The organism is Aeromonas popoffii (genome assembly GCF_037818705.1).
GTDB lineage: Bacteria > Pseudomonadota > Gammaproteobacteria > Enterobacterales > Aeromonadaceae > Aeromonas > Aeromonas popoffii.
On the sequence record NZ_CP149129.1, the window covers coordinates 1,237,798 to 1,261,091 of the forward strand.

Genomic DNA, 23,294 nt, shown 5'->3' on the forward strand with positions numbered 1-23,294 from the left:
TTGTCTGCGGGTAGCTTGTCAGGCCGACATCGTGGCCAGCTATGTGGGGCTTGGCATCGTTCGAAGCAGCTCAGATTTGTTAGCGGCGCGACATGCTTACCTGGCGGGCATTATGGCTTTTGCCACTCGTTTTTATGTGATGGGGTATGGTTCCTTGCTATCGGCCGGCCCTGACACCGCTCGTTGCTCAAGGTGACATGAGCGCCTGCAATATGGATGGGTAGCGACATGACGGCGTTCAAGCCGTCGCCTCGTGCACGACCACGTCGGATGCCTCATAAAAAAGGCCATTGCAGTGGCAATGGCCTGAGGCTGTTGATGAGGCGGGTGGCGGGATTAGCGCCCCTTCTTGCCAACCATGATGGCGATCGTCTTGCCGATGATATGCACATCCTGCACCAGCCAGCGCCAGGGATGGAGCAGCGCGACCGAGTAGGCAAGGTCGAACGCGAGCTTGCTGCGCACATCATCCAGCGACTCATCATAGCCCTGATTGACCTGAGCCAAACCTGTGATGCCGGGAGCCACCCCATAGGTGCGTTCGATAAAGAAAGGCACTGCCTCTTCCAGCCGGTTAGCGATCCCGGGCCGCTCCGGACGGGGACCTATCAGAGACATGTCGCCCTTGAGTACGTTGATAAACTGCGGCAGTTCATCGAGCCGGGTTTTGCGCAGAAAGTCACCGCTGCGGGTGATCCGGCTGTCCCCTTTGCCACACCAGACCGGCCCCGTGGCCGCTTCGGCGTCGGCGCGCATGGTGCGAAACTTGATCATGAAAAACAGCTCGGTATGGCTTTCGTGGCTGCGTCCGATCCGCAACTGGCGAAAGAACACCGGACCCGGGCTATCCAGCCGGATAGCCAGCATGATCAAGGGCCACAGCGGCAGCGTTAACAGCAGGCCGAGACTGGCACCCACCAGATCCATGATGCGTTTGATCACCAGTGTTGCTGTTGGAATTGGGTGTTTCATGCTGCTCTCTCCTGTGTGGTGGGGTGTACCAGCATCCGCAGGCCGTAGCGCAGGGTGCCGATGCCGTTGTACCAATGTCCGAGTACCAGATAGTGGATCTTGCGAAACAGAGTGGGCCAGCTGTACAGGGGGGTCAGATGGATTAACGTGACCAGCAGATACCCCAGCAGTTGCAGCACCAGCAGCGCCTGAAACAGCATGGATTGCGTTGCCAGCGGAATCGCACACAGCCACAGCAGTGTCAGGCACAGGGGCATCAGTACCCGTAGTCCCTTGCCACTGGCAAAGTTGAATGCTACCCAGCCAAATCTGGGGTGCAGCAGAGGCAGCAGGCGTAGCAGCTGCTGTGTGTTGCCTGCACCGATACGCTTGCGCCGTTGGGCTTCCAGCAGGGCATCGGATACCTCGAGCTCCAGGGCTGAGCAGCGATTGTCATAGACCGCCTTGTATCCCTTGGCGATGGCCATCATCGGCAGCATGAAGTCATCGTTGATGGTATCTGCGGCCAGCGGGGTGAGGCACTCCCGACGCATCATGTAAAATGCCCCGTGGGCGCCCAGCATGCTGCCAAGGGCTGATTCGCACAGCTTGATCTGGCTCTGGTAGTGCCAGTAGCTCTCTTCCCCTTGGGAACCGGGCTGCCAGAAGCGATAAGCCTCGCCCACTACCCCGATCTCTGGGTCCTGAAAATGGGCGACCGCCAACAGAAGGCTGTCTATGGGGAGTAGGGCAGAGACATCGGTGAGGGCCACAAGATCGCTTTCAATATGGGTCATTGCCTCGTTGAGTACCGCCACCTTGCCGCGATTGCAGGGGTGGTCGAACAGACGGATGTGCAACTGCTGCAGTGCCGGATCGCCTAACTGGCAGAGGGCTATGGGGTAGCTCTCATCACTGCAGCCATCAAAATGCAGATGGATGGAGAGTTTGTTGGCCGGATAGTCGAGACTGGCAAGATTCTGCAACTTGGCCGCCAGGGTCGCCGCCTCGTTGTAGATGGGCATCACCAGGGTAATGGTCGGCAGCGCGGCGTCGCTGGCCTCGGCCTTGAAGCCACGTTTCACCGGGAGCGGGGGGGTGACCCGCCCACCTGCGCGCTTGCCAACATATTTCAGCAGCAGGGGGTAGCCGACATGGTGGTAGACCACCAAGGCTGCACATAGCCAGAACAGGATCATTATCCACACCATGGGATACTCCTTTGTCGAAGGTTACCGTCAGTTCAACGGACGTACAGCGCTTGATAGGCATGAGCCATCTGGCTCAAACTGCCTTGCTCGCAGACAAATGCTCTGGTGGCTGCGCGCAGGCCACAAGACTTGAGCAACCCTTGTGCCAGAAGTTTAGCCAGTCGGATGGGATCGCGTTCTTCTAGCAACTGGCCGCTCGCTGGACAGACAATATCTGCCGCCGCGCCCACCGCACTCATGACCACGGGGACGCCACAGGCCTGGGCCTCCAGCACGCACAGGGGCATCCCTTCTGCCAGCGAGGGGAGGCAGAAGAGATCCAGCCCCTGGTAGAAGCGGGGCATCTGCTCGACCAGACCGAGAAAGTGGACCCGATGGGCGATCCCCAGCTGTTGGCACTGCTGCTGCAATGCATTTTGCAAACTGCCCACCCCGGCCAGTGCAAGATGCACCTCATCGGGCAGTGTGGCCATGGCGTCCAGCAGCAGGGCGTGGCCCTTGACGGTTTCGAGACGAGCGGCGCAGCCGATGAGCCGGACGCCGAGCGGCAAGCCCAGGGTCTGGCGAGCCAGCTCGCTGGCGCCGGGCGTAAAACGCTGCTCATCGATGCCGTTGGGGATCACCAATGGGGTCAGCTTGCCGAGCCTTGCCTGCAACTGATTGGCGACCGGGATGGCGTCGGCCACCAGGATAGGCCGGAAGGCATGCAGCCCAAGGCCTGCGAGCCTGCGTTGACGAGGATCGTCCAGATACCAGGCGTCATGTTCGGTATGCACCAGGGTTGGCACCCGGGCCAGCCGGGTGGCGAGTCCGCCATAGAGCAGAGGGCCCAGATGATGGGTGTGTACCGCTGACGGGCGCAGCTTGCGCAACAGACGGATGAGACGATAGAGGGTGGCGGGCGACCAGCCGGCTGGCTTGTCCAGGCAGTGGATCCCCTCGGCAAAGGGACGCAGGGCTGGCCAGGCTGCCAGCAGCGTGTCTTTTGTGCCCTCCAGTGAGATGATGTGCATGGGCTGGTGGCACTCGTTGGCCTGGCTGAGGTTGAGCACCATGGTTTCCAGTCCCCCGGGTTGCAGGTGCTGGACGATTTGCACGATGGCGGACTGTGAGGATACTGAAGGGGCTGGTGAAGTGAGCATTTGCATGGTGTTCTCCTGTCCTGAATGGAGCACGCCTTCGCCCCGTAGCGGTGACTATGCGAATCCTGTACCAACACTGGTCGAGGGTGTATGAGAATTGTGCCCGCTTTCTATCTACTGGCACCGCCCTTGCATTTGATTGTATGCCTTAGCCGTCTTGTCGGGAGTGACATCATGCCAACCCAGTTTTACTACAACCTCTACATCATTCTCTTCGCCGCTTGGCGGCGCCGCTATCTGATCCTGATGCCCATGTTGATCATGCCGCTGGTGGGGGGGGCGATCGGTCTGATGACCGCAAAGGTGTACGAGAGTCGCACCACCTTTATGGTGCCGCAGGACTCCAATCAGACCTCGACCCTCAAAGACCTCCTCACCCAGGAGAGCCTTAAAGATCGCTTTGCTGTATTGGAAGCCATGCTGCGTAGCCGCTATGTGATGGACGGGGTAGCGCGGGATCGGGGGCTGGTGAATGACGACACGCCTCCCGCCAAGCGCGATGCCATCATGGATTGGCTCTCCACTTCGGTCTCTATCCAATTGATCGGAGACGAAGTGATCGAGCTAAAGGTCAAGGCTGACTCCGCCGCCAACAGTGCCGGCCTGCTCGAGGCCATCTCGCGCCGTTTCTTTTTCAACCTGCTCAACAAGGGACGTCAGTCAGCCGAGTCCTCCGAGCGTTTCCTGCAAAGCCAGCTCGACAGCCGTCGCACTGAGTTGCAGGGGGCCGAGCAGTCGCTGGCCGACTTCAAACGTGAGCACGCCAGCGCCCTGCCAGCGCAGCAAAATGCCAATGCTGCGCGGTTCTATGGTCTCAAGGATCGTTACGCCGAGAGCCAGCTCCAGCTGCAACAGGCCAAAGCCCAGGTTGAGCAGTTATCCCTTGGTCAGCAAGGGCCTATGGCTCGCAGCCTTGAGGAGAAACTGCAGCAGATGCAGACCGAACTGGCGCTGCTGCGGGTACGTTACAGCGACGAACACAGCCAGGTGCAGACGCTGCTCTACCAAATTGGCCAGTTACAGCAGGAGCTGACGCGGCTCAAGAGCAAGCCTGACGCAGCCATAGGGCCCGAGTGGGAACAGGCCAAGCGACAACTGGCCGAGGCTGAGCAGAACGTCGCCGGTTTGCAGGCGCAACTCAACGAACTGACCGGGGTAGTGGATTCCCAAGGGGATACGGAGCGCCAGCTGGCGGAGCTGGAGCGCGACCTTGAGGTCAAGCGCACCCTCTATCAGGATCTGCTGCTGCGCTACGAGAAAGCCAAGGTGACCGGGGCGCTCGGCAGCTTCGAGCCTGGCGAACGGATCAAGGTCATCGACAAGCCGTTTGCGCCTGGCAAACCGAGCAACTACCCGCTTTGGTTGTTTCTGGTCGCCGGTGTGGTGGGGGGGCTGGGGCTTGGCTGTGGTCTGGCCTTGCTGACCGAGCTGGCGGATACCAGCCTGCGTCGCGCCGATCAGTTGGCAAACCTGGTCAATGCGCCAGTGCTAAGCCGGATCCCCTACTGCGAGCCCGCGCAGGGCTATCCAGCCAGCAGTGCTGGTCAGGTTCTGCCATTGGCATAGGAGCCGGGCTGATAGCCGCGAAGGCTGGCGCAATGCCAGTCATCCCGAACTTGCATATTCCTGTTAAGGCCTCGTGATGAGGCCTTTTTTATATCGCACAGATGACGGAGTAAAAATCGTGGCAAGCCTATAAAAGAGGATAGAGGCTGCATTTTCTATTTCCGTTTCTTGACTGTGGTTTTACCCAGTGATACAAGTGGAGCCGATGTAAAGCGTTGATAATAAATTGATTTTAAAATCAATTATTGGTTGTGATAACGAGTGATGGAGCAGAGTTAGATGAAAGACGTTACTAACAAATTAATAGCGCCTTCCATCTAATTACTGTTATGTTTTTTAGGAGAGTTTGGTGAAAAAGAAAAAACCAAAGTTATTTATTGGCTCTTCCGTTGAAGGGCTTGAAGTTGCTTATGCAATTCAATGTGAATTGGAGCATGATGCTGAACCAACAGTTTGGTCTCAAGGCGTTTTTAACTTAACACAATCAACATTGAGTGATTTGTTGTCAGTTTTGGACACGTATGACGCAGCGATTTTTGTTATGTCACCTGATGATATAGTTAAAATGCGAGGCCAAGAACAGACCGTTACAAGAGATAATGTTCTATTTGAACTCGGTATGTTTATAGGGCGTTTAGGACCTGAAAAAACATTTATGGTAAAGCCTCGTAATAGTCAAGATTTTCATGTACCGACAGACCTTCTAGGGCTCACTCCTGGGGTATATGATAATGAGCGTAGCGATGGTAATTTGCAGGCTGCATTGGGACCTTTTTGTTTTCAGGTGAGAAAACAATTAGCGCAAATGACTGTAAAACTAGAAGCTATCGAAGTTCATAAGTCGGAGATTGATGTAAAGTATAATGAGTTAATGAATAAATTGATTCAACTTGGTGGATATCCGCGTATGGTAGAAAACCAAGAGTGGCCATCTGATTCCATGCTCAAGTCTTATCATGAATTACGTGCAGATGTATTCGCTATTTTAAAGTCAGACTTTGGCAATCTGCTTGAAATGATAACAGCATCAGGGATTTTGAGTGTATTCTTCGGTGATATTTATGATAATGCCTATGTAACATTAGATGTTAAAAATGTTGATTTCTTAGATAATAATTTTATCCAGTTTGGTGCTTCTGACATAACTGCAAGCTCAATGGATATTCCAAAAGAAATTGTCACTTGGTTCGAGGATAGATTTGATATCATCGCAAAAGAAAACATATAACAAAGCATTTAAGAGTGATCTCCAACGCTTGGCATTTCTCGTTCCATCATTGGGTTTTGTGGTTACGGTGGTATGGTTTAGTTTGGTGGTAGCCTTGCTCACACCTTAATGCGGCGTTAGAAATATAGCCGGTATGCATAATCGGACGCTCGCGGTGACACTCCCCGCTAATGTGGAAAGCATGTCCCGACTGTTGACTTTGGCTGCCAGTTTGAGAGTGAGTTTCTGGGCTAAGAAGTGGCAATATTGGCGAGTTAAAGAGACATATTACAGAAAGATCTCGAACGTCCGATTACGCTTCGCTAATCGAACCTACGGTCCTAATTTTCACGCGTTAAAGGTAAATCATGAAAAAAAGTCTCAGGAAAGGATATTTTCACTTAGAGCTAAACCATGAATACGGTGCAGATACGATCGGTGCCGAAGCGGCAGAAGTAGAACTTAAAGAGGGTGTGGCTATTTTTAGAGCTAAGCTAAAGCCTGCAAGTGAAAATCAGATTTTGGATGCTGTTCATTCTAAGGATCAAAGTTTTAAGAATGTAGAATATTTTTCCTTTATAGATGAACACATTCGGAAAGGCATATCATCTTTCGTAAAGATTAATAAGGCCAAAATTAAAAGTTGGCGCATAGAAATTGACTATGAAAAAAAGTATGATTTTTCTTGTGAGATTCAGCCTATGAATCCTGACGGGGTATTATTTTATGTTGTAAGTTCATAGGTTAGATTACGACTTCGCTAGTCGAACCTACGGCCCTGGGCATTATTTGACTAAGTGGATATGTGAGAATGGAAGTTTTATATACTTACCCGAAATATTTAGAAAGCATCATCAAAAATTTGATTGATAGAGACTGGGTTGTTCATAATTTCAACTTGGTTAATGATTCAGATGTATATAATAGTTATAACTATCAATATAACAAGAAAATAAACTCTGTTACTTACACTATACATCTTGATTTAAATATCTATCAGTTCATTTTGAATGCATTTAAGAAAAGTAAGCCTAAACAAGAGTTTCGTGATGCAATTGCACTGGTTGCTTTTTGTCAATTTGCAGAGATCGAATTAGACCCAACTTATGCCGTATATGAAAAAATAAACTATAGAAGTGATGATGAAGTTCTTGATGAAATTTTATCTGACTTGGAGTTATTTCACCGTATTAACAATATAAATAACTCATCAGTAATAGATTTTGCATTGGGTAAAATAGACACAATTACTCCTGCAGATTCTTATGTTATGGATGTGCCCTTTATCAGGAGCAATCTCACTAAATATAGACGCCTACGTGAGTGGGATTCACTATATTTAATTGTTTTGTATATTATCTATGTGTCTCACATTCCAAATATGCGCCGACTGGATAAGCTTAAAAAAGTGGTTGAGTGGATGATTGTCGAGTTTATGTTATCTATTGTGGGTATTGCTTTTGCTTCTATTTATTTCAGTGAAACGCCCATGAAACGAATGATGAAATACAAAGTGTCAGATGATCCATGTTCAAAACAACGTAGTGCATTTAATATGACATGGGACTTATATAACTTGAATCGTTACTTCAGAATGTGGACTGAACGAGAATCCGAGCAAGAGGGGATGTTCGCGAGTGGTGACAAAGTATTCAATTTGGTGCTAAGAAAGTCAATTAAGGTACAACAAACAGGTTGCCTAGATAGCTTTAAGGATTTCCTCCCACAAGATATAGTTCTCTATTTAGAAAAAATAACTGCTCAGCCAAATAAATATTTTGAAAGAGCCTATAATTCAGCAGATTGGTCTCCTTCATATAGAGATGAATTAATCAGAAAATATGAATCACTAACTGATATAAAATATAGTGGATAAAAGTAAGTCAATGAAACGATCAAATCTGATGTTGTAGGCACGATACACGTACTGATAAAAAATCAGGGAGCCATGGCTCCCTAATCGCTGCACTCGGGGTGACAAACTAGCCGATGACGGGCGCCAGCTGCCCGTTGGTGTGCTGCCGGCGCTTTTGATAGCGCCATGCCAGCAGCAGCGGCATGCCGAGCAACAGCTGGGCGGCCAGCGGGATCTCCTCGATGGGGGCGGCCAGCGCGCCTTCCGGAATGATACCCCCTTCAATCTCGGCCGCCAGTTTGAGCTGCAGGGCACTGCCAAAATCAGCGAAGGTGGTGGCGTTGATAACAAAGGCATCCTCACCGCCCGCCACGTTCTCCACATACCACTCTTGCAGCACCCCGTCGGCATAGTCCTGACCTATGGTGATGCCGTTGATGGTATCGATGCCGGAGGCGAGCAGTTGATCCCGCACGGTGGCGGTATCCCGCCCGTTGTTCTGGATCCCGTCTCCTGACACATCCATCACCTGCCGGGCGGCGGTGTAGTTGTTGGTGTCAAACTGCTGGGCACCAAAGGCCATCGCCGAACCGGGGGCCGTCATCCCCGCATAGGGGCGCACCAGGTTATCCAGCGTGGCGGCGAAGTTATTGATGGAGGTCATGTCGTAGAGGTGAAACCAGTCGGTCATCGTTCTTTGTTGGTTGCTGCTACTCCACATCACCATCTGCACGGCGATGGACCCGAGTTTGCCACCACTGGTATCGAGGATGGCGCTCTGCACATCCTGGTTATAAAAGGCGTCCACATAGCCTTGTAACTGCAGATTGAATTCCGATGAAGTGACACTGCCAGACACATCCATCAGCAGTTGCAGTTCGGTATCGACTTGGGTCAAGGCGTATGCGGGGGAGGTCACCAGTACCATCCCTAGCAGCCCTGCTAACGGTTTGAGTTTCATCGCTCACTCCTTCTCCTTGGCGGTAGTGCCAGCAGAATGAATGAATAAAACGTGCCATCTTTGTTAACGGGTCTGATCGGGACAGGCATGGAACTTGCGATACCGGATAAGACACGTGATAACGGGCAGGAGTAGCAATGGATATCCGTCCTTGGCAGTGGGCACCCAACTGGTTGTTGCTTGGCTTGGCCAATCAGTGGGGCATGGTGTGGCTCAATATGGGTCACTTTAACGTGCTGGTGGTGTTGCTGATTGCTATCTGGTGGCAAATTGCATCGCGGGTTGCGCCAACCTGGCGCGTGCACCCGCTTGCGCTCGCCCTCTTTATCCTGCTGATCCTGATCCCCAGCGCCAGTTTCAAGGCGCTGGCCTGTCTGCTGCTGGTGGCCACACTGTGGCGCCGTCACCAGAGTGCCGATGAACGGGCCGTGTTGCAGATCGTGCTCGCCTTCACCGTGGCCGTGTTATGGGGTCAGCAGGTGTTTGCCCTGCTCTCCGGCCCTGTGCTGGCGCTCGATGCCTGGGGGGTTAGCCAGTGGTTGCAACTGCTTGGGTGGGAAACGCGCTGGGATGGCAATCGCATCGAGCGGTTGGGGGGCCATGCCCTGATCGTGCTCAAGGGGTGTTCCTCCTTCTCCCAGCTCTATCTGGTCGCCCTCTCCTGGCTTATCTCCAGCTGCTGGCTGGCGCCGGAACGCCCCTTATACCGGCAGTGGCCCATGTTGCTGCTGGTCTGCCTGCTCTATATCGGGGCCAATCAGTTACGGCTGGTGCTGATGAGCCTGGATCTGCGCTGGTATGGCTGGCTGCACACCGGCAGTTTGGCCCAGCTCTATCAGTGGGCCATCATGTTGCTGGTGATAACCATTCTGTTTATGCGGGGGCGCCATGGTGGGAATGTCTAGGGGATACCTGTTGCTGGTGGCGCTGGCCAGTGCCGCCGCCGGTGTTGGGGCCATGAGATGGCGCTATCAGACGCGGGTGGTCAATGTGATGCGGCTGGTGATGGCCATTCTGTTTATGAGGGGGCGCTATGGCGGGAATGTCTAGGGGATACCTGCTGCTGTTGCTGGTGGCGCTGGCCAGTGCCGCGGCCATGGGGTGGCGCTATCAGCACCGGGTGGTCAATGAAGGGGCCAAACCCATGCTGATGGAGCTGGCCCAGCTGGGATGGCAGATGCGAGCAGCCACGCCGGTATTGGGTGGCACTTATGTCAGCTATCAGCTGGTGCATCCCCAATGTGACGGGACGCTGCAGGCCATGCTGGTGGCGCCGGATCGCGAGGCGATGTCAGTGACGCTGGCGGGAGAGGGGATGAGTCAGGGGGTGATGTTTTTAGGCCAGCTTCACCAGAGCCCGCCGCTGCTCTCATACCGCCTCACTCAGGGCTGGCGTAAATTGTGGGGGCTGACCCCCTATCCCCTCTATCGCGTCGCCTTGCCGACGGCTTGCCTCGGGCTCATTGCGCCGCCGATGGCGTGACCGGCGCCGGTTCATCGCTCGGCAGAATGCGGATCAGCAAGGTGTTGGGTGCCAGCATGGGGTCATAACGGGGTTCCAGTTCAATGGCGCGAGACGCCAGCAAGTGGGTCAGGGCCGTCAGCCGTACGCTCGCTATCCGCGCACTCTCCAGCATGTCTGTTTGCAGTCCGGGGCCGCTCACCAGGGCGATACGGGCCGGATCCTTGAGTCCCAGAAACTGATGCAACTGCTGCTCCTGATCAGCCTGCAGCAGGGTCTGCTCTTGCTGGTACTGCAGCTGCAACTGGGGCTGTTCGGCCAACTGCTGATCCCGCAACTGGTTGAGGATGGGCATGGCCTCATTGACCGGCTCCTGACGGGCGCAACCGACGAGCATCAGCAGCGGCAGCATGAGGGGCAACCATCGGGGCAGTGGTCTGCCCCGACAGGTGCAGCGTGGGATCTGGTTGGCCATACGCAGTCACTTCAGGAAGATGAGTTGGCACCAGTTTGCAATGTTTTCAATCGCTTGGCTAGCTGTTCAATCTCCTGGCGCCACTGTATCCAGGTTCTGGCTGGCAACTGCTCGGCCAGTTGCCAGCGGCTTGGCACCTGATCGCGCAGACGCTGTAGCAGCAGGGCGGCATCGACCTGGTAACGGGCTTCCTGCTCGAGCCAGGCAAGCCAGCGCAGATCCTCGATGGCTTGCTGAAGCAGCAGAAGGTCATGGGAGAGACGATGGGCTTCGCAGGCTTGCGGGCCCAGCAACATAAAGTCGCTCTCCCGTCCGTCGGTGGGGTCATAAGGCAGGGCGGTGGGCATGCGGCCATGCCACTGCAGATAACCCTCAGCCCCGCTTTGCCAGAGGTAAAAACCGGCGGCCCTCGGGGTGCCCAGGTTGTAGAACCAGGGGGTGGCCCCGGCGGCCTTGACCCGCGCCACATCGACCTTGTCGGCACCAAAGCCTGCGTTGATCAGGGCAATCTCCACCTCTGCCAACAGTGCAACCTGACCGGGGTGGTTGAAGTGGCCTGCCCGGATCACCGCCGGATCCCGGCGCTTCATCTCCCGGGCCATCGCAGTGATGGCGGGCAGGGTGGCGAGATCCGGCTCATCAAACAGGCTCCAGGCCAAGGGTGGCAAACCGCTGGCAGTCAGTGCCTGTTGCCGCCTCTGCCACTGATCGAGTTGGCTGGCAGGATCGCCTCCCCAGCGTTTGAGCGGGGTATAGGCAAGCAGAGGGGGAATAAAGCCAAGTCCGGCGGCTTCTCCCATGATGTCACGCATGCCCGCCTCATCCTGTGGCAGGGCCGGGGAGAGCCCGCTAATCCCGAGCCGGGCTAGCCGCTCCAGATCGCAGCGACTCGCCGCGGCAAGCTGTTGTTGCAAGGGCTTGGGATCCGGCGTGAGCCAGCTTAGGTAGGGGGGCGCTTCGACGTAGATGCCGACCGGTTTGCTGGCCGCAGGCAGGGTCAGCGGCAGTACCTCGATAGTCAGTGGCAACTGCACCAGTTGCTGTTGGCTGAGCAGCTGAATATTGCCCTGATAGCGACCCGCAGGGGCGCTGCGGGGGATGGTCACGTGCAGCACCAGACGCCGTGGCACCCCAGCCCGCAGGGTGAGCCCGGCCACCCCCTCGACCAGCTCCTGATCCGAGGGGGCCAGCAGGGTGCCGCTCGCCTGGGGGCGCACCAGATGCCACTGACTGTAATAGGGGGTCAGCGCCAGCCGTGTGCCTGCTGTCTCGGGCGGCTTGATCACCAGCAAGGGGGCAGGATCATCCGTCGCCGCGTGGATGGCAAATTCCAGCAGCAGCTGGCTGCCACGGGCGGCCAGCACTGGTTGCGAGGCTTGCTGCAATGCGTGGGCGGGCGACGTTGGTGTGATCTGGAGGGTCAGGGCTGCATCCGGGATCGGCGTGAGGCTGAGCTTCTCCGGGATTGGTGCTGGCCGAGAGGGGGCCAGAGTCCACTTTTCCAAAAACAGCTGGCGCTGTTTGGCCAGCACCCGGGCGGTGGCATTGGCCAGCATGACGTGGCGCTGGTGACCCGCCACGACCGGGGTGTCGGCCTGGCCGGTGGGCGCCGGATAGGGGGCGAGCAGCACGCCCGCCAGGTATTTTGCATCCGGTGAGTGGCCCACCAGGGTAATGGTGAGCGGGCCGCCGGGGTGGTTCAGGGTGACATGGACGGGCCCCCCCTGAGGTGCGCCAAGCAGCAGCCAGGGATCCGGGTTGGGCAGTGCCTCGCGGGACTGCCCTGCGAGGTAGCGCTGGCGCAGCCACTCTTGCGGTTGCCACTGCCCGGCCCAGATGGGCTCATCATTGACCAGTACACTGCGCTCGAAGGGGTGGGGCAGGTATTCCCACTCGCCGGGATCATCCAGCCAGAGGGTGAGCTGGTAGCGGCCCTTGGCCACCTCCAGTCGCACCCCGTCCAGATTGCGCAGGCCATCGCGGATCAGGGCATCGCCGGAGGGGCGCAGTATGGGGGTGGGGTGGCCAAGCAGACGGGGATCGCCCGGAGCCAGGGTTTCAAAACCGGTAAAACGGGGGGCATCGGCCGCCCCCAGATCGAGGGCAACCGTGCCGGTGGGCAGTGTTAATCCTGGCTCCCAGTACCAACGGTGAATTGTTAGCTGAGGCGCCCCGTCGGCCATAAAAAGATAGAGTTTGGTCAGCTTGTCGAGGGCCAGGGCTCTGGGCTGGGCGGTGCGCCAGTCGCTCAGGGCGAAGCGCAGGGTGAAAGGACCGGGGGCAATGGCCCGCTCCAGATTGACCCGGCTGCGATAGTTGACTGACGCCGCGTCATCGGCCCGCAGGATGAGCGTCTGGGTCTGCGAATAGGGATTATGCCCTTCGATCACCAGTTCATCATCTCCACCGACGGGCCAGGGGACTGTGTCGAAGGTGAGGCGCTGAGGCGTCTTGTCGCCAGTCAGTGGCAATGGGACAAGGCCCGCCAGATGGCTCGCTGCCATCACAGGCTCCCCGCCGATGAGGAACAGTGCCAGCAGTAGCCAAGGGATCCATGGCAAGCGAGTTCGCATTCCCGCCCCTCCTGTCATATCAATGCTGCCAGCCAGGTTTTCAGTTCATCGACCTTATGATCCCAGCTTTGTGTTGCCACTGTCTGCTGACGGGCATGGCATCCCTGGGAGTGGGTCAGCGTCTCCCACTCATGGCGCTGGAACCAGTCCGGACCGTGTTCATCAAAGGCGGCGCGGTTGATTGCCTGGGCAAGATTGTCACCGGGGCGGGGCAAGTGCACCAGCTCCCGATAATCATCGAGCGCCGGAAAGTCGGTGCTGACGATGGGCCGCCCTACCGCCAGATACTCCCGCAGCTTGAGGGGGTTGCAGGCACGGATCTGGGCGTTGTCGACGAAGGGGAGCAGGCTAACTTGCCAGTGTTGGGCATAGGCGGCCAGGGTGTGGTGAGGTCTGGGCCCGAGCAGGTGAATATTGGGTATTCCCACCAAGGCGCTAAGGTCGGTCTTTTGCGGCCCTATCAGCACTAAGTCCCAGTGGGGTAGGGCGCGGGCTGTCTCTGCTAACAGAGGGATGTCGATCCAGTCACTCAGACTGCCGTAAAAACCGGCGATGGGGCGTCCGCTTGGCAGATCCGCCGGGCGCGGTTGGGGCGGCATAAAGAGATCGAGATCGACCCCGTGGCTCAGCAGTCGAGTCTTGTGGGGAGGAAAGCGGCTGGCCAGTGCTGGGCTGGCGGCCAGGATGAGATCCGCTTTTTCAACCAGTCTGGCCTCACAACGGGCAATGGCATCATGATCGACGCCTGCCAGTGCCGAGAAGTCATCGCCGCAGTAATAGATCACCGCGCGCTCGCCGAGCTTGCCGACCAGATCCACGGCACTGGGCAGCGAGATCCAGAGTAGAGGACGGTCAAGATCGGGCAATTGGCGGCGGATCTGGGCGGCAAGCCAGTGACCGTTTATTCTGCCCGCCAGGCGGCTACCGGGCAGGGGCAGCGCCAGCGGAGGCAGCACCTTGGGGCGTGGTTGCGCCTGGTGTGACGGTACCGCCTCTTCCCGCTTGGTCGAGAGACCTAGCACGGCCCCCAGCTTGCGCCCTAGGCGGCCAAGATCGTGCAGATTGAAGCGGGGGCGGCGCATGCCGATGGAGTTGACCCAGAGCACCTGATAGTCCGGCAGCAGGCGCTTGATCATATGCTGGGTGCTGGAGGGGTGCTGGCCCCAATCTTCGCCCAGAACCACCAGTTGTGGCTGTGCTGTCGGTTGCATCATGTCCGGTTCTCCTCTGTGAGAGTAGGGGCCGCGAGGATGTCGTGGCTATCTTGGGTGTCGAGAGGGCGCAGTACCCGAGCTGGTACCCCGGCGGCCAGCACTCCGGCAGGTAGATTGTGGGTCACTATGCTGCCTGCGGCGACCACAGTGCCCGCTCCAATGGTGACACCTGCCATCACCATGACACCGGTACCGAGCCAGACATCCTGCTCCAGGACGATGTCGCCCACCTGCTCGTCCTGATCAGGCAGGCCCTGGGCCCGGGCCCGAGCGTCCAGCGGGTGACCCGGGTAACCTGCAAGAAAGGCACGCCCGGCGATCCGTACGTTATCCCCCAATACCACCTTGCTACCCACCGCAATGGTGGTCTGCCAACCGATACCGACATTGTTGCCGATCGTCAGTTGCGGATCCTTGCTCGACGGGCGGCCGCTGATGGTCATGGCGGCACTGAGGCGGCAGTCGGAGCCGACTTGGATTGACACGGGCCCGCTGATAAAGGGGATGCCGCCATAAAGATAGAGGCGGGGGGCGGGCGCTTTCAGGCGTGATTGGAACAGCGGTGTCCACCAAAAGGTACGGGTCAGGGTCGAGAGGCTCTGGCTGCCCAACCTGTAGAGGCGATAAAGCAGGCGATGAAGAGGAGGAACCAGTGGAAAGGACCAGCTGCGTGCGCCCTTGGCGAACCGCCATACAAAGCGGGCTTGCGCCGACTCGCCCTGTTTGGCCCACGCTTTCATCCGGTACATGCTGATGCTGTTCATTGTGTCGTCTCCTTATTCTCATCTGCCGTTTGGCCGACCTGTCAGGGACTAGCATGGATCGCGCCAATCGGGCGCGTCCTGCAGATGAGGGGCTGATGGTGGGGGGCGTGGCAGGGGGATATGCAAATTGCGCTATCCGTGCTGCAAAACGCAAATAACAGTCTCATTTTGGACCTAATATGCTTTGCTGTGAGTGTAGGACTCAGGGAAACAGGGGATTATCGTCATATATGCTGTCTGGCGTGCCCTTTGCATTGGCGGTACATGACCCAGGGCGTGTTGCCTGGTGGCTGGGAGGCCCTATGAAACTTGGTGTGAACCAGATAGCCATGCTCTATTACGCGGTCGGATTACTGCTGATGAAGGGCATTTCCCTGCTGATGCTGCCGGTGCTGACCCATCAGTTGCTGCCTCGCGAGTATGGTCAGCTGGAGGTGTTGCTGACCATCATCAATCTGGGCTCACTCATTCTCGGCTTCGGTCTGGTGGACGCCCTCTACCGCTTCGCTGGCATGGCACAGAATGACGCAGAACGTAAACAAGTGGTGGCGAGGGTATTTGGCCTGGTATGGGTCATTGCGCTGGCCAGTCTGGTGGTGCTCTGGTTGCTGGCCCCGCAGGTGCAGCGGCTGCTGCCGGCGGAGACCCGCTTGGCGGATGTGCGCTGGGTGCTCAGTGCCCTGCCGTTCGAGGGGGTGATCGGGGTGCCGCTGGCGTGGCTGCGGATGCGCAATCAGGCCCGCCTTTTCTTTGTGGTCACGGCTGGCAAGGCTGTGATCCAGTCCCTGCTGACGGGCTGGTGGCTCTGGTTGGGCTGGGGTGTGAGCGGGGTGCTTGCCTCCGGCACCCTGACCTGTATCGCATTGGCCCTGCTGCTCAGCCTGTGGCAGTGGCGAGATAGCGGAATCCGCTTTGACTGGCAATCCTATCGTCCCCTGATGCGTTACGGTATGCCACTGGTGGTGAGCGGGCTGGCTGGCTTTGCTCTGAGCGGGCTGGATCGCTGGTTGCTGGCAGACGTGGTTGGCGAGACTCTGCTGGCCTACTATGCGGTGGCCGGCAAGCTGGCGCTGGCGGTGGGGCTCTTGCTGCAGCCCTTTGCCCTCTGGTGGTATCCCCGTCGCTTCATGCTGCTCAAGGAACCGGATGGCTTGCGTCTCAATGCGCACTACAGCGTGTTGGGGTCGGTGTTGGGTTTTGCCACTGCCGGGGTGGTCGGTCTCACGGCTCCCTTGCTCATTCACTGGCTCACTCCGCAGAGCTATCACGGGGCCATCGCTTATATCCCGTTGTTAGTGTTGGGAATGGCGGTGCGCAATGTTTCCGATCTGCTCAATGTCGGTTGCTTCAGCGGCGAGGAGAGTAAGGCGCAAATGTTCATCAATCTGGGCTGCAGTGCGCTTGGCGTGACTGGCTTTTTGCTCACAATCCCGCAGTTCGGGGTAGGCGGGGTGATCTGGACCCTGCTGTTGGTCTACATGGTGCGGGCGTTGGCCTTCTATCTGGTGAGCCAGCGGTTGCTGCCGTTGCCATATCGCCTCTCTATGCTTTGGGCGAGTAGCGCTGGGTCGTTGGCCATGATGTGGCTGGGTCAGTGGTGGGCAGGGCAATGGGTCGCCTGAGCCATGCACTGTGGGGGCTGGCCGTCAGCCTGCTGGTGGCGGGGCTCTGGTGGCGTCTGCCTCATCCCCTGCTGATGCCGGTGATTGGCCTGGCTATCCCTGCTATCTGGTTCGCCCTGCGTTGGCCATTTTTGATGGTGCTGGGGTTTGTCACCTTCTCTTTCTTTCGTCTGCATGAGGTGTTTCCCCAGCTCTATCCCCTCAAGATACCGCTGCTGTTCTCGCTGGCCGCCATTGGCGCCCTGGTCTGGCACATTTTGCTGACCGGGCGGATAAAACCCTACTGGAGCCAGCCCCTGAGTTGGTTGACGGCCTTCTTTGTGATGGTGTCTATCGGTGTACTGTTCGCCAGCAACCGGGGCGAGGCGATTGCCACCTGGACTGGCAGTTACAGCAAGATCTACCTGATGACTCTGGCGACCGCCTGGCTGGTGCGCACCCCGGGGGATTTTGCCCTGGCCGTGAGGGTGTTCGTGGTGGCGGGTTGTCTGGTGGCGCTGGTGGCGCTCTCCAACAAGGCGAGCGGGATCGGGCTGGTGGAGGAAACCCGGGTGACCATTGGTCGCGAGCTTGGCTCTGTGCTGGGGGATCCTAACGATCTGGCGCTGGTGTTGCTCTTTCCTGCCGGTTTCTCGCTCAGCTTGCTGCTCAATCAGGGTAACGGCGTGGCAGGGCGGGCCCTTGGGGCGCTGGGGTTCGTGCTGGTGGCCGCCGCCATTATTGCCACCCAAAGCCGGGGGGGCTTGCTGGGCATTTGTGCGGTCTGTGGCCTGTTTGCCTGGCAGCGGGTGAAGTCTAAAACCGTGCTGATCCTCTGTGGTTCCCTGGCGTTGCTGGTGCTGTTTGCCGCCGCAGGGATCAGTGATAGGGCATCTGGTGGTGCGGCCGAGAGTGGGGTCGATGCCTCCGCCATGGGGCGGATCTACGCCTGGCAAGCTGCCTGGGGCATGGCGTTAGGCCATCCGCTGGTGGGGGTGGGGCTTTCCAACTTCTATTACAACTACTTTTTCTACAGTCCCCACTGGGATGGCCTCAACCATGCAGTGCACTCCACCTGGTTCGGGGTACTGGCGGAAACCGGATTTGTCGGCCTGGCGCTGTTTATTGGTATGGTCACAGTGACGCTGCGCAGTTGTTGGCGTTGTCAGCTTGCTGGCATGCCTCCTGCAGTGATCACTGCCATGCAGGGTGTGATGGCCAGCATGGTGGGATTTGTTATTTCGGGGTCCTTCCTGACCCAAGGGTTTACCTGGCCCATCTATCTGGAGCTGGCGTTGGCTGTCGCCGCCATCAAATACGTCCAACAGGCCAGGGAAACGGCCGCTGTGGTACAGGACACAAACGACAAGGGAGCAGGATAATGAGTGCAATCCCCATTTTGCTGGTTCACTACGGTGAGGACTGGATCCGCGGCAGCGAACGCTGCCTGCTGGATCTGCTGGCTCACCTCGATCGCAGCCGTTTTGCACCTCTGCTCTGGTGCAACAGCCAGAGGTTGGCGGATGAAGCGGCCCGCCTCGGGGTGAACACTGTGGTTGAGCCCTTTACTCTGCTGCTCGGGTGGCAGGCTCCCCGTTTCGATTTGGCCGCTCATCGGGCTTTGTGCCAACGGGCGAGGGCGCTTATAGGTGAACATGGTGTCACGTTGGTACACGCCAACAGCGCCGCCCCCTGCCAGTGGTTGGCCGGGGTGTGCCGGGAGATGGCCGTGCCACTGGTGTGCCATCTGCATGCCCGTTATCAGCCCAGAGACAGGTTCACCTTACGGGTACACGAAGCCAATGTACTGATCGGGGTGAGCCAGCCGGTGCTGACTGCTTGGCGAGAGGATGGCTGCGAGCATGCTCGCCTGATCCACATTCCCAATGGCGTGGATGGTGAGCGTCTCAACAGTGGATCTCGCTGGCCTGTGCTCGACATGTTGGGGCTGCCCCCCGGGGGGCTGATTCTGGCCACGATAGGGTCGCTCATCAAACGAAAGGGGATCGATTTACTGATCCGCTCTCTGGCAGAACTCGTCAACTCAGAGGAAGAGGTACAACTTCTGGTGATTGGTAGCGGTCCTGAACGACTAGCCTTGGAGGCACTCGTGGTCGAGCTCGGGGTAGCGGAGCGGGTGCACTTTCTGGGCGAGCGTCCTGACAGCGCCGCTATTTTGCGGGGGGGAGTGGATCTCCTGGTGTCTGGTGCTCGCGAAGAAGTATTCGGTCTTACCTTGGCCGAGGCGGGCATGCTGGGGCTGCCGGTGAGTGCCTACCGGGTGGGGGGGATCCCTGAGGTGGTTGAACACGGGGTTAATGGGCTGCTGGCTGAACCGGGAGATTGGATCCAGATGGCTGGGCATTGGCAGAGGTTGAGCAACCCTTCGCTTCGATCTGCAATGGGTCATGCTGGGCAGCAACGTGCAGAGCGACTCTTCACTGTGGAGATTTATGTCGACAAGATAACAGAGGTATGGACTGACGCGCTGGCTGGGCGCTGGGCTAGTGCGAGTCAGTTTCCTTATCAACGGATGCTACGTTGGCTTGGGCGACGGCTTGCCGCTAGAGGACGAAGATTGTGGGTGAGGATGTTGGCTGGTATTGGCACCCGAAATTTATCAAATTGAGGGGGGAGCAAAAAGATGACAACACAGATGAAGCCAGTGACAGGAAAGATTGTCGTGGTTGATCCCATCCCCTTTCGTGGTGGATCCAAGGTGGCGACTGAAGTATTACTCGACGAGTTAGCCAAACGTATGCCGGAGATGACATTTCATGTGCTGACTCAGGACCCGGCTTCCTGGGCTCATTGTCGACATCACAAGCTTTGGGTTCCCCCGTTCTTGAAAGGGCGGGAGTCTGGCTTGGGTTATCTGCTCAAGCAGGGGTGGCAGACCATGGCTATTCTGTGGCTGGCATGGCGTCTGGGGGCGGTCAAGTGCTTGCTGGCAGCATCAGGGCCCGGGGTCGATCTCTGCTGTTACTGGGCTGCCCGCTGGTTGCAGTGTCGGGTGGTGCAGATGATCCATGGGCCTGTGGGGTGTTCTGGCCTCTCAGCCAGAGCATTGCAGCGTGCGAATCTTGTATTTTATCTGGAAAGTACACGTCGCTCTTTGGAGGCGTTAATACTTCGGCTTGGCGAAACTGATTTTCCATCACATTGGAAGTCATTTATAAATGGTTTGAGTGACGTTGATTGGCCTACGACGACATCGGGAGGTGCTCGTATATTATGGGCAGCGTCCTTGCTGAAATGGAAGGGATTGGAAACAATATTGGCCGCCCATCAACAGATATCTAGCAGTCGTCCAGAGTTGATAGTTTGCTATCTTCAGCCGATGGGAACTCGTTTGCCATGCAGTCAGCCCCAGCCCCAGTTGCCAGATACCCGCTGGTACTCAAGTCCTGATAATCTTGATGAGATAAGATCTCAATGTGGTATTTTTGTTTCTACTAGTCATCAAGAACCGTTTGGGCTCTCCATTCTGGAAGCGATGGCGGCAGGATTATGCGTGGTTATCCCAACTGATGGTGCCTGGTGGGATCAGCACCTGATTGATGGTGTGAACTGCTGTAAATATCATCCAAACGACTCTGATGATCTTGCCCGAGTATTGGTAGAACTGAATGCTATGCCAGATGTTGTCATTCGACTTGGGCGTAACGCTCAATTACATGCAACGACTCATTATAAAGCTGTTGATACGTATCAGGGTACAGCTGACCTGTGGGAAGCGCTGTTGCGAGAGGATAAATTAATTCTGTAGTGACCTGGGCTGTATTCCTAAAGTGGTTGAAAAAATGGCCTCCTTGGAGGCCATTTTGATGGCTTGAAATTGCGGCTCCTGAAATTTTTACACGGTGATAATACAACCTGGCACCGGTGACTCAACAAGTCCCTCATAAAAAATATTGATACCTCCATAATTATTTTCACATCTAAGCCACATTTTCAGTTAGCTCAATTCACGCTGCATCGATTTGGGAAACAACGCCTGTAAGAACACCTTATTTTTTGGGATTGAGAGGTCGTGACAACATCCAAATTAGTAACTTCGGACATAAGTATAGCTACTGACTTATTGTTATATTATTTTTCGGATAGCTATTGACATGCTAATAGCACGTTGTTGTCGCTAGTAACATCTACAGACTTCAGTGTTACGGCACATTGTCCACAAACGCCAGAGCCACAGTTGTATCTTATCGGTATATTTTTCTATGGCTGACTGAAAAACTGTTTTCTTTGTATTGCCAGGGTGTTTTTTTCGTTAAAACTTATATCTACCTTTCTACCGGTAATCCACTCAAACGTTTTGTAAATTCCTTTTTGGTTTTAAATAATTCCGTGAGTTATAAATAATCAATGAACATAGAATGATGCATACGCCAATAACTTCCACTGTTGTTAGAACTAGGTCGTAAACTAAAACATCAATGATTAACGCGACAAGTGGGTAAACAAATGACATTATCGCAAGACTCGACACATTTGATTTTTCATATGCTCCGTACAAAAATATATACATAAAACCTGTATGGACTAATCCAAGAATGACTAGGTTATGAACTTTATTTATATTCAGATTGAAGTTATTTACATCAAAAAAACTAGCAAATACTACAAGCCCAATTAACAAGTGACATAATGCAATAAACGTTGGCGTAAGATTGCTAACTTTCTTAGTATAAATGGTTGACAGAGCATATAGCGTTGCGGCTATTAAAGCATTTAGTACACCGGTGACTTTGATATCGCTTTGCTGCATATCACCGCCTAAAACAATAGTTGTGATGCCGATAAAAGAAACCGTCACAAGAGCAATATGATCTAGCTTTAACCGTTCTTTCAAGAGAATCGAGCCAAGAATAATTAAAATAAAAGGTTGCGTATTGTATATTATCGTGGTTAATCCCATGGATAGTTCGGTATATGACTTAAAGAGAAACAGCCAGTTTAAAACTAGTGTCACACCACCAATGATTAATGCGAGTACGGTATTCCAAGTGATTTCTTTCAGGGAGGGAAATTTTTTAGAAAAATAAACATACAACGTTAAAAATACCGAGCCGATAGCACACCGAGCGAAAACAATATTCTCAGATGCTTGATTTGATTCCAAAGCGAAGTAGCCAATAGACCCAGAAATAACCATTGCTATAAACATATAGTAACGGCCTAATGTATCGTTAGTGTATTTCATACTAATAGTCACCATATACTTGTTGGCTTAGATTTTCTAGATTGATGAGCATGACATCACGTCGGGCCGTACCTTTGGTTGAACCTAATGGGGTTACTGCATGCTTCAATGTCGGGTCAACGATAAGGCAGTCCATGAAGTTCGTTAGGCGTACAACATTTGTAGGAAGATCATCAAAGCCTGAAATAACATTATCTGCACCTAGGGCATTGTCTGTTAAATGGATTAGATGAATGAAAACCAGAGGCTCATCATCTTGGTGCAACCACACAGGGGAGCTGTATGATGCTTCACCTTCTTTTGCCTGATAACGTATAAAATGAATGCTGATATTAGCCGTTTTAACGTTATTAACTTCACAGTATTTTATGATAAGTGGCTCGTGTTGGTTAAAAATAGCTTTAAATGTAGGATTACTTAATAGAGATTCATCGATTACATTGAAGGTTCTACTCATGCCACCATTCAAGTTATTTGCTTTACCTGAAGCAAAATAACTTTGTATCTTTGATTTGATGGTTTGTTTACTAAGATTATCATACTCAATTTTAAGCATCCCACGATGTCGCACTGGAGAATATGGATCTGGCTTTACATTTTCATCAAAGAAAACTCGAAATTCAGAGATATCACTAAGTTCTAATTTATGCTCAGACAGTAAACTCTCGCCGCTAACAAATTTAAAACCGTTTACATAAGGGTGTGGCGCTTCCATTTCCGTTCCTTTCCTTTATTTAAGGAATTCATCATAATAGTTAATTAAAGACAGTGAAAATGCTATTTTTTAATAAAGTATTCATTTTTTTTATGGGTGCATTGCTCCACCCCAATCCCAGGGTGAGAGCATGGGTGTATGTTATTTAACCAATCTTTCGTTTCTCACCCATTTTGAAGAAGATAAGCGGAGAAGGATGTTCAAATTACCTTCCATTGTTGAGGGTTAAGTAAACTGATTTCGATCATAAAACATTCATGAGCTCACCCTGTAATTACCCCAGACAACGTCGTTGATTTCCTAAATCAACCATCAAGCCACAACCCCAAGTGACCGCTACTCTTGGGGCTTTCTGACTGGTAGACTAAGGGGGAAGCGACTGCCCCATGAT

Annotated in this window: 22 protein-coding genes; 11 read left to right on the top strand and 11 right to left on the bottom strand. The window is 54.8% G+C overall.

The window, feature by feature from the left end; translation table 11 throughout:
- Positions 1–336: 336 nt before the first annotated feature.
- Genes WJM78_RS05940 through WJM78_RS05950 form a run of 3 tightly spaced genes read right to left on the bottom strand, consistent with a single transcriptional unit; the run spans position 337 to position 3,310 of the window.
- Positions 337–972 (bottom strand): sugar transferase, encoded by a 636-nt coding sequence (locus tag WJM78_RS05940; RefSeq protein ID WP_042034140.1) that lies wholly within the window; start codon positions 970–972, stop codon positions 337–339.
- Positions 969–2,162, bottom strand: coding sequence for a glycosyltransferase family 2 protein (locus tag WJM78_RS05945; RefSeq protein WP_339014405.1), 1,194 nt, complete (start codon positions 2,160–2,162; stop codon positions 969–971). Before WJM78_RS05945 ends, WJM78_RS05940 begins: the two co-directional genes overlap by 4 nt.
- A gap of 32 nt (positions 2,163–2,194) precedes the next feature.
- Positions 2,195–3,310, bottom strand: a complete 1,116-nt coding sequence (locus tag WJM78_RS05950; protein ID WP_249126551.1) for a glycosyltransferase — start codon at positions 3,308–3,310, stop codon at positions 2,195–2,197.
- A 168-nt stretch (positions 3,311–3,478) separates the two neighbouring features.
- Between WJM78_RS05950 and WJM78_RS05955 the strand changes: the two genes are divergently transcribed.
- The 4 genes from WJM78_RS05955 (at position 3,479) to WJM78_RS05970 (ending at position 7,953) form a co-directional block, all read left to right on the top strand.
- Positions 3,479–4,870, top strand: coding sequence for a GumC family protein (locus WJM78_RS05955; RefSeq protein WP_212513274.1), 1,392 nt, complete (start codon positions 3,479–3,481; stop codon positions 4,868–4,870).
- Positions 4,871–5,219: 349 nt separating this feature from the next.
- Positions 5,220–6,098 carry a nucleotide-binding protein gene (locus WJM78_RS05960; RefSeq protein WP_339014409.1) on the top strand — a complete coding sequence of 293 codons (879 nt, stop codon included), beginning with the start codon at positions 5,220–5,222 and terminating at the stop codon, positions 6,096–6,098.
- A gap of 347 nt (positions 6,099–6,445) precedes the next feature.
- On the top strand, positions 6,446–6,820 hold the full coding sequence (locus tag WJM78_RS05965) for a hypothetical protein (protein ID WP_339014411.1): 375 nt from the start codon (positions 6,446–6,448) through the stop codon (positions 6,818–6,820).
- Between the two features lie 68 nt (positions 6,821–6,888).
- Positions 6,889–7,953, top strand: coding sequence for a hypothetical protein (locus tag WJM78_RS05970; protein WP_339014413.1), 1,065 nt, complete (start codon positions 6,889–6,891; stop codon positions 7,951–7,953).
- 106 nt (positions 7,954–8,059) lie between these two features.
- Here WJM78_RS05970 and WJM78_RS05975 read toward each other — a convergent pair whose 3' ends face one another.
- Entirely contained in the window at positions 8,060–8,893 is an 834-nt protein-coding gene (locus WJM78_RS05975; protein ID WP_339014415.1) for a DUF1194 domain-containing protein, read from the bottom strand.
- Positions 8,894–9,030: 137 nt separating this feature from the next.
- Between WJM78_RS05975 and WJM78_RS05980 the strand changes: the two genes are divergently transcribed.
- From WJM78_RS05980 to WJM78_RS05990, 3 genes are read left to right on the top strand one after another with little or no spacing between them, the layout of a single operon-like run.
- Positions 9,031–9,798: an archaeosortase/exosortase family protein gene (locus WJM78_RS05980; RefSeq protein ID WP_339014417.1), complete on the top strand. Its 768-nt coding sequence runs from the start codon at positions 9,031–9,033 to the stop codon at positions 9,796–9,798.
- Positions 9,791–9,943: a hypothetical protein gene (locus WJM78_RS05985; protein WP_339014419.1), complete on the top strand. Its 153-nt coding sequence runs from the start codon at positions 9,791–9,793 to the stop codon at positions 9,941–9,943. The genes WJM78_RS05980 and WJM78_RS05985 overlap by 8 nt, the downstream gene beginning before the upstream one ends.
- A complete protein-coding gene (locus WJM78_RS05990; protein WP_339014421.1) occupies positions 9,927–10,376 on the top strand; it encodes a hypothetical protein in 450 nt (149 codons plus the stop codon). The genes WJM78_RS05985 and WJM78_RS05990 overlap by 17 nt, the downstream gene beginning before the upstream one ends.
- Here WJM78_RS05990 and WJM78_RS05995 read toward each other — a convergent pair.
- The 4 genes from WJM78_RS05995 to WJM78_RS06010 form a co-directional block, all read right to left on the bottom strand.
- Entirely contained in the window at positions 10,354–10,767 is a 414-nt protein-coding gene (locus tag WJM78_RS05995; protein WP_339014423.1) for a hypothetical protein, read from the bottom strand. The genes WJM78_RS05990 and WJM78_RS05995 overlap by 23 nt on opposite strands.
- Before the next feature lie 74 nt (positions 10,768–10,841).
- Positions 10,842–13,334 carry a hypothetical protein gene (locus WJM78_RS06000; protein ID WP_339015768.1) on the bottom strand — a complete coding sequence of 831 codons (2,493 nt, stop codon included), beginning with the start codon at positions 13,332–13,334 and terminating at the stop codon, positions 10,842–10,844.
- Positions 13,335–13,417: 83 nt separating this feature from the next.
- Complete coding sequence (locus WJM78_RS06005; protein ID WP_339014425.1) at positions 13,418–14,617, bottom strand: glycosyltransferase; 1,200 nt, start codon at positions 14,615–14,617, stop codon at positions 13,418–13,420.
- A complete protein-coding gene (locus tag WJM78_RS06010) occupies positions 14,614–15,381 on the bottom strand; it encodes an acyltransferase (protein ID WP_339014427.1) in 768 nt (255 codons plus the stop codon). Before WJM78_RS06010 ends, WJM78_RS06005 begins: the two co-directional genes overlap by 4 nt.
- A gap of 302 nt (positions 15,382–15,683) precedes the next feature.
- Between WJM78_RS06010 and WJM78_RS06015 the strand changes: the two genes are divergently transcribed.
- Genes WJM78_RS06015 through WJM78_RS06030 form a run of 4 tightly spaced genes read left to right on the top strand, consistent with a single transcriptional unit; the run spans position 15,684 to position 20,751 of the window.
- Positions 15,684–17,003 (top strand): lipopolysaccharide biosynthesis protein, encoded by a 1,320-nt coding sequence (locus tag WJM78_RS06015; protein ID WP_339014428.1) that lies wholly within the window; start codon positions 15,684–15,686, stop codon positions 17,001–17,003.
- Positions 16,991–18,364, top strand: a complete 1,374-nt coding sequence (locus WJM78_RS06020) for an O-antigen ligase family protein (RefSeq protein ID WP_339014430.1) — start codon at positions 16,991–16,993, stop codon at positions 18,362–18,364. Before WJM78_RS06015 ends, WJM78_RS06020 begins: the two co-directional genes overlap by 13 nt.
- Positions 18,364–19,611: a glycosyltransferase family 4 protein gene (locus WJM78_RS06025; RefSeq protein WP_339014432.1), complete on the top strand. Its 1,248-nt coding sequence runs from the start codon at positions 18,364–18,366 to the stop codon at positions 19,609–19,611. The genes WJM78_RS06020 and WJM78_RS06025 overlap by 1 nt, the downstream gene beginning before the upstream one ends.
- Before the next feature lie 15 nt (positions 19,612–19,626).
- The gene (locus WJM78_RS06030; RefSeq protein ID WP_339014434.1) at positions 19,627–20,751 is read left to right on the top strand and encodes a glycosyltransferase family 4 protein; all 1,125 of its coding nucleotides are present in this window, start codon (positions 19,627–19,629) and stop codon (positions 20,749–20,751) included.
- Positions 20,752–21,089: 338 nt separating this feature from the next.
- Here the strand turns inward: WJM78_RS06030 and WJM78_RS22795 are convergent, their stop codons facing one another.
- From WJM78_RS22795 to WJM78_RS06040, 3 genes are all read right to left on the bottom strand, one after another.
- Positions 21,090–21,197 (bottom strand): 2Fe-2S iron-sulfur cluster-binding protein, encoded by a 108-nt coding sequence (locus WJM78_RS22795; RefSeq protein WP_422388445.1) that lies wholly within the window; start codon positions 21,195–21,197, stop codon positions 21,090–21,092.
- A gap of 94 nt (positions 21,198–21,291) precedes the next feature.
- Positions 21,292–22,188: a DMT family transporter gene (locus WJM78_RS06035; RefSeq protein ID WP_181364813.1), complete on the bottom strand. Its 897-nt coding sequence runs from the start codon at positions 22,186–22,188 to the stop codon at positions 21,292–21,294.
- A 1-nt stretch (position 22,189) separates the two neighbouring features.
- Positions 22,190–22,903: a 2OG-Fe dioxygenase family protein gene (locus WJM78_RS06040; protein ID WP_339014436.1), complete on the bottom strand. Its 714-nt coding sequence runs from the start codon at positions 22,901–22,903 to the stop codon at positions 22,190–22,192.
- Between the last annotated feature and the right edge of the window lie 391 nt (positions 22,904–23,294).

Coding starts and splice junctions, on each gene's coding strand:
- WJM78_RS05970 (WP_339014413.1), top strand. CDS start 6,889: ATGGAAGTTTTATATACTTACCCGAAATATTTAGAAAGCATCATCAAA.
- WJM78_RS05990 (WP_339014421.1), top strand. CDS start 9,927: ATGGCGGGAATGTCTAGGGGATACCTGCTGCTGTTGCTGGTGGCGCTG.
- WJM78_RS05965 (WP_339014411.1), top strand. CDS start 6,446: ATGAAAAAAAGTCTCAGGAAAGGATATTTTCACTTAGAGCTAAACCAT.
- WJM78_RS06035 (WP_181364813.1), bottom strand. CDS start 22,188: ATGAAATACACTAACGATACATTAGGCCGTTACTATATGTTTATAGCA.
- WJM78_RS06020 (WP_339014430.1), top strand. CDS start 16,991: ATGGGTCGCCTGAGCCATGCACTGTGGGGGCTGGCCGTCAGCCTGCTG.
- WJM78_RS05980 (WP_339014417.1), top strand. CDS start 9,031: ATGGATATCCGTCCTTGGCAGTGGGCACCCAACTGGTTGTTGCTTGGC.
- WJM78_RS06015 (WP_339014428.1), top strand. CDS start 15,684: ATGAAACTTGGTGTGAACCAGATAGCCATGCTCTATTACGCGGTCGGA.
- WJM78_RS06025 (WP_339014432.1), top strand. CDS start 18,364: ATGAGTGCAATCCCCATTTTGCTGGTTCACTACGGTGAGGACTGGATC.
- WJM78_RS05945 (WP_339014405.1), bottom strand. CDS start 2,162: ATGGTGTGGATAATGATCCTGTTCTGGCTATGTGCAGCCTTGGTGGTC.
- WJM78_RS06000 (WP_339015768.1), bottom strand. CDS start 13,334: ATGGCAGCGAGCCATCTGGCGGGCCTTGTCCCATTGCCACTGACTGGC.
- WJM78_RS06030 (WP_339014434.1), top strand. CDS start 19,627: ATGACAACACAGATGAAGCCAGTGACAGGAAAGATTGTCGTGGTTGAT.
- WJM78_RS05955 (WP_212513274.1), top strand. CDS start 3,479: ATGCCAACCCAGTTTTACTACAACCTCTACATCATTCTCTTCGCCGCT.
- WJM78_RS05940 (WP_042034140.1), bottom strand. CDS start 972: ATGAAACACCCAATTCCAACAGCAACACTGGTGATCAAACGCATCATG.
- WJM78_RS05985 (WP_339014419.1), top strand. CDS start 9,791: ATGTCTAGGGGATACCTGTTGCTGGTGGCGCTGGCCAGTGCCGCCGCC.
- WJM78_RS05975 (WP_339014415.1), bottom strand. CDS start 8,893: ATGAAACTCAAACCGTTAGCAGGGCTGCTAGGGATGGTACTGGTGACC.
- WJM78_RS06010 (WP_339014427.1), bottom strand. CDS start 15,381: ATGAACAGCATCAGCATGTACCGGATGAAAGCGTGGGCCAAACAGGGC.
- WJM78_RS06040 (WP_339014436.1), bottom strand. CDS start 22,903: ATGGAAGCGCCACACCCTTATGTAAACGGTTTTAAATTTGTTAGCGGC.
- WJM78_RS06005 (WP_339014425.1), bottom strand. CDS start 14,617: ATGATGCAACCGACAGCACAGCCACAACTGGTGGTTCTGGGCGAAGAT.
- WJM78_RS05950 (WP_249126551.1), bottom strand. CDS start 3,310: ATGCAAATGCTCACTTCACCAGCCCCTTCAGTATCCTCACAGTCCGCC.
- WJM78_RS05995 (WP_339014423.1), bottom strand. CDS start 10,767: ATGCTGCCGCTGCTGATGCTCGTCGGTTGCGCCCGTCAGGAGCCGGTC.